Origin of the sequence: Sulfurospirillum arcachonense DSM 9755, from assembly GCF_000597725.1 — a bacterium.
Lineage (GTDB): Bacteria > Campylobacterota > Campylobacteria > Campylobacterales > Sulfurospirillaceae > Sulfurospirillum_A > Sulfurospirillum_A arcachonense.
This window is the reverse complement of the sequence record NZ_JFBL01000022.1, coordinates 1-5,069: the sequence shown is the minus strand read 5'-3', so window position 1 is coordinate 5,069 and position 5,069 is coordinate 1. Positions and strand designations below refer to the sequence as shown.

Below are 5,069 nucleotides of genomic sequence, written 5' to 3'. Positions count from 1 at the left end.
GGACTTGACCCTATCGAAGTCAGCTCAGGTAGCTCTGTACATAAACGTTCAAGGATTTCAAAACAAGGTTCACGACTTATTAGAAATACTTTATTTATGGGAACACTTACTTCAATAGAACATAATCCACAAATGAAGCTTTTTTATGAGCGTCTTAAAGAAAGAGGTAAACATTCGACTTCTGCTCAAATTGCTGTTATGAGAAAGATAGTTACCATCACTTTCTCTCTTTATAAAAAGAATGAAATGTATGACCATAATCGATATGAAAAATGGAATAATCTTGCATTGGCTTGAGATAGTAAGAATACTAGAAATTAAGGGGATTCAAAGGTGGAAACTGTCCCCTTTTATTCGTTTCCGCAAAGCGGGAACGTACAACGGTTGAGTTGAGAAATATTTGAGCCGCAGGGTCAAATATTTCTCTCCAAAGTTTTGTTAGATTTTTAAAACTTTATCTCCAATTTTTACATTTTGAAGTTGTTTTAATGTTGATTTTCCCGGAGTTATTGATTCTGTAACTGTTTCATTAGCACCAAAAAGTCCTAGTCCAGAATTACTTGATTCCACTTTTTTAATTTCTTTTTTATCTGGTGACTTATCATACTCAAAAGATTTTACAGTAGAAATTTTATCTTGTATATGAAGAACTTGAACTTTGCCTTTAACTACTTCTAACTTTTCTAACTCTTCTCCTGTATCAGGGTCAACAATAATATCACCAATACCAATAACTACAAAACAGTCATTTTTTGATATACCTTGATTAGAACCGGCATTTATTACCACACTGTAATCATCAATTATTTTTACAACTGTTCCAAAATATTTTTCACTCATTTTATATTTCCTCTTGTTTAATTTCTGTAATGGCATTAAATGGAATTACAGGACGAATTATTAATGTATTGAAAGCTTCCTTATCGTAAGGACTTTGCTTTAAAATACCTTTATTTTGTATAAGTCTTATTTGTATCAGTTTATCTTGAACATGATGAACTACACCAATATATGCCAACCTCTCAATGTCATCATTAATTGAGTAACAACCTACTAAGATGTTATTAATAAAATTATCATTTTTTCTAATTACCAAAATTTGGTCTTCAAGAATTGCTTTTATAGGAACTTCATGGCTCTTATGTATTTCTGATTTAATCCATAAATCATGCATGATTTTTAAGAATATGATGAAAATTGATATAAAAATTAATATTATAAATAAAAACCATTTTACAGATAAGCTACTATTAACATCTAAAAATATAGTAGTAATACCTGATAAAAAACCTAAGACGCCAATGGAAATTGATATACCAGAAATGCTAAATATATTTAGTTTAATATAATCATACATTTTTTCCCTTTTCAAATTTATATGTGTAATCTAACGGTTGACTTGATGGATAAGTTCCAGCTAGGGAACTTTATTCATCATCCAAGGTTTTGTTAGATTTAAGTTTCTTTACTATATTTGTAAACTTTTTATAAAAATATGGTGTTTTAGGTTCAAATTCATCTTCATAATTATCAATAATTTCACATATTGTATTTTCACTTAGTGTTTCAGATTTAGTTTTGTCCAAAACATCAATTAATCTTTGTTTTCGTTTTGACCATATACTCTTATTTTGTCTTCCATCTATTAATGAGATGGTTATAATAAAAATTAAAATAATTCCTATTAAAAAAGAGATCAATATTGTGTACTCTCTCCATTGAGAATATTCTTTGATATCAACACCAGCATTTTTTGGAATACTTATATTTATATTTGGATTTACTTTCCCCTCAAAAATAAATCTAGCTAAGTAATACGAGTTTGATCCTGTTTGTTTGATAACATCAATTTTGAATGCATATATATTTTTCTCTTTTTGAACAACTTCATGAATACCAATGTTTTCTGGTAACCTTGAAGGAGAATAAACTCCTCTATTAATTATTTGGGGAATATTTATTCCCTTTTTTCCTGTTACTTCAAAATAAATAGTTACATCTTTTAAATCTTTAAATGTTCTATTATAGATTGCAAAATCATATACGCTGATATTTTCAATCTTTTTCCCTTTATATTGAATGACTAAATCATCTGGTACCTTAGCTGGAATATCAAAGTATTGTTCTTTAAATCCATCTTTATATTCAAGTTGGGATGTTCCAAATACATATATAGCTATAAAGCCACCAATGATGGCAGTAAATGCCAATTCAATAATTTTTCCAAATATATTTTTTGCTATTATCAATCTTTTTCCTTATTAATCTAACGGCGCGGCTGAGCACCAGTCAGTTGTTTTTCGGGAAATCCCGCAGGGTTTTCTGGAAAAGAACTTGGTGTGTGTTCCTGTCATTTGTTGTGCGTAGCGAAGCGGAGCACGACAGATGGCAGAGATGGGCACGTTCAGTGCTCAGCCGCGCCGTTGTACGTTGCCGCAAAGCGGGAACGTACAACGGTTGAAGTGAGCTAATAAATTTCCCGCAGGGTAATTTATTAGCTCCACTGTTTTGTTACATGTTATTTACTTGTCCCATCCAAGAAAAAATTCTTTTCCTTCTTCTGTTAATCCATATTTGTAGGGTTTACCACTTTCTTTTGTTCTAGTAAGTAATTCATGTTTTTCAGCTAATTTCTTACCTCTCCAACCTATTAATTGACCAGAGTAATCAATTTCTTGTGCTAAATCTCTTGCATATAAGTCATGACCACTGTTTTGTAGTTCTTTTAATATTTTTATTTCAGGAGTTGGAAGCATTTTTGTTTCATCTATCTTATCTATAACTTCTTTTATTTCATCAGCTAGACGTTCTATAATTACAGGAGCTGAACAAACATTACATTTAAAGTTGTTAAACTCTAAAAACTTTATGTCATCAATATCAAATTGTTTTTTACAATCCTTATTTGTGCATATAATTCGTTCAGAATCAGATAGAAAACCTTTAATTAGCTTGTTGTAATTAAAAGGACGTTCAATAAAATATTTCCTATATTTAGCACCTTTAGGTTTTCCCCAAATAATATTATGTTTCTTGCATAGTCCATAATTTAAAGAATAAACTGATATTTGATTTTTATCTCTATCTGTTTGATCATTATACTTACTGATAAAATAATTCAACTCTAAAGTTTTAATAAATTCTTCAAATCTTGGATCAAAATGAAAATGACTACTATAAGGCTTGTTTTGAATATACAAAGATCCTTTTAAGTCACCTGTAGTAATTCTTTTTTTAATTTCTTTTGCTTTTTCAAGAAATAAATTTAATAAGTTTTTTAATTGAAGTGCTGTGATCTTTTCATCTAGGGAAACTAAAGAATGGGTAGTAGTTTCAAAAAATGAATAAATTTTATCTTCATAATAGCGTTGTGCAGCTGACTCTATGTCACTTTTATTTATTTTATTATTATAAATAATTCTACTTTGATAGCAATAAGATAAAATATACCCTAATATACGAGGTACATTCATTGAAGCATTAAAAAGAATTTCATAATAGTCCTCCATACTGGTAGTTGATGTATCAAAAAATATATCTGGTTGTGTACTTGTAAACTTATTAAATCTTTTTTCCAATATTCTTTTTGTAAATTCAATGGCGTTTGTTTCCATTTTATCTCTATCAAATTCAGAGTAAAGACTATAAAAATCTAATTCAATAGTGTCAATTTTACCTGGGTCAATTTTTCCATAATAAATTCTATTGGGATACGCTGCAACTTTAAATTTAATAAACTCATCTGACCAATTATTTAGTGGAGCCAAAACCACATCAACAAATGTATTTATAGATGTATCATCTATCTCTGAAAAATCATCTAATAAAATATACAAATGGCGAATTTTCAATACAGATAACGCTTCTTTTATTCCCAATATCACTTCTTTAATTTGAAAGACCTTTAAAAAAACATTTGAAAAAATATCTTCATTTTCTGTAGCAGTTTTATTATTGTTTTTTTGTTCAATTCCAGAGTTTGTTTTAAATGAAGCCTTTATTCCTTCCACAGTAGTTTCTGCACTTAATTCTGCTCCTTTTATACTAGATGCTACTTCATCATTTTCTTCATTTATTGTTGTTTTTTTTGAATTTATAGTTTGTAATATTGGAAGCTCTATTTTTTTCAAGTAATTATTATTTTCAATGTTATGTTTTAATTCGGATATTTTTTCTTTGACTTCTTCTACTTTTGAAAGTCCAATTGCTTTTAAAAGTTTTTCAGTATTTGAATTAAATTTATTTGATATTTCATTTAAAATTGTAGTTAAAACTGTTTGGATAAATGCTCGTTCCACTAAATACTTTTCAAGGAGTTCAGAATCTAATAGTGTTTCTAGTTCTTGTGTACTTGCTAGTGCTGTTTGTGAAGATTCATAAATAGTTTTTACATCAAGATAACATGGTAAATATTCTTTTTTAGTTTTTAGTTCTTGTTCTAGACGTAAAAATATAGTTGATTTTCCAGTTCCCTTTCTTCCTACTAAAAATGTAGTATTTTCTTTCAAAGTCTTTTTTAAAATATAATCATTAGGTAATAGGTCTGTATATAATTCTTTTAAAAGATTACGACCCTTATTATCAATTAAATCAGCTCTTCTGTATTTTTTTAATGATTCAACAGCTTCAAAAAAACCTTCTAATTGAGTTTCTAAATATGGCATGTATCTCCTTTAATATTATCATGTAACTATTTATTCAATGCACATTATATACCTATTAGCCTTAATGATAACATTAAAAGGACATAAAATGTGTCCTATTAAATCACTAAATTCACAAAAAATATTTCAATTTGCAATATTTTTACTGCTTTTCTATTCTTTTTACTAATATTCTTAAATAATTTATGTCCTTTTATTGCTTTACATGTAGATAACAGGACAAAATGTCAGGTATTTGTATTAAATTGTATTAAAAGGACATTATGTCCCTTAAGAAAAAGGTTTTAATGTGGAAGTTAAAAAAAAGTTATTGGACGTTGTTAGAGATAAGATTAGAGTAAAACACTATAGTCTTTCAACAGAAAAAACTTATATTCATTGGATAAAATCTTACATACTCTTTCA

The 5,069-nt window shown here is 28.1% G+C and carries 6 protein-coding genes; 2 read left to right on the top strand and 4 right to left on the bottom strand.

The features are described 5' to 3' along the window. Positions 1-297: transposase (locus tag K354_RS0113020; RefSeq protein WP_024954716.1), on the top strand; the 297-nt coding region annotated here is incomplete at its 5' end. A gap of 141 nt (positions 298-438) precedes the next feature. Here the strand turns inward: K354_RS0113020 and K354_RS14445 are convergent. The 4 genes from K354_RS14445 to K354_RS0113000 all read right to left on the bottom strand — a co-directional run bounded on the left by K354_RS14445 (position 439) and on the right by K354_RS0113000 (position 4,664). After that, the gene (locus K354_RS14445; RefSeq protein ID WP_024955927.1) at positions 439-840 is read right to left on the bottom strand and encodes a hypothetical protein; all 402 of its coding nucleotides are present in this window, start codon (positions 838-840) and stop codon (positions 439-441) included. 1 nt (position 841) lies between these two features. Continuing rightward, positions 842-1,357, bottom strand: coding sequence for a hypothetical protein (locus tag K354_RS0113010; protein WP_024955926.1), 516 nt, complete (start codon positions 1,355-1,357; stop codon positions 842-844). 70 nt (positions 1,358-1,427) lie between these two features. After that, positions 1,428-2,249, bottom strand: coding sequence for a hypothetical protein (locus tag K354_RS0113005; protein ID WP_024955925.1), 822 nt, complete (start codon positions 2,247-2,249; stop codon positions 1,428-1,430). 273 nt (positions 2,250-2,522) lie between these two features. Next, positions 2,523-4,664: a hypothetical protein gene (locus tag K354_RS0113000; RefSeq protein ID WP_024955924.1), complete on the bottom strand. Its 2,142-nt coding sequence runs from the start codon at positions 4,662-4,664 to the stop codon at positions 2,523-2,525. A 289-nt stretch (positions 4,665-4,953) separates the two neighbouring features. Between K354_RS0113000 and K354_RS15380 the strand changes: the two genes are divergently transcribed. Continuing rightward, positions 4,954-5,069 (top strand): phage integrase N-terminal SAM-like domain-containing protein (locus K354_RS15380; protein WP_174377787.1); only part of this gene is annotated, 116 nt, incomplete at its 3' end.

What these genes read in the sequence shown, in the direction of transcription:
- K354_RS0113010 (WP_024955926.1), bottom strand. Translation starts at nt 1,357, where the DNA reads ATGTATGATTATATTAAACTAAATATATTTAGCATTTCTGGTATATCA.
- K354_RS0113000 (WP_024955924.1), bottom strand. Translation starts at nt 4,664, where the DNA reads ATGCCATATTTAGAAACTCAATTAGAAGGTTTTTTTGAAGCTGTTGAA.
- K354_RS14445 (WP_024955927.1), bottom strand. Translation starts at nt 840, where the DNA reads ATGAGTGAAAAATATTTTGGAACAGTTGTAAAAATAATTGATGATTAC.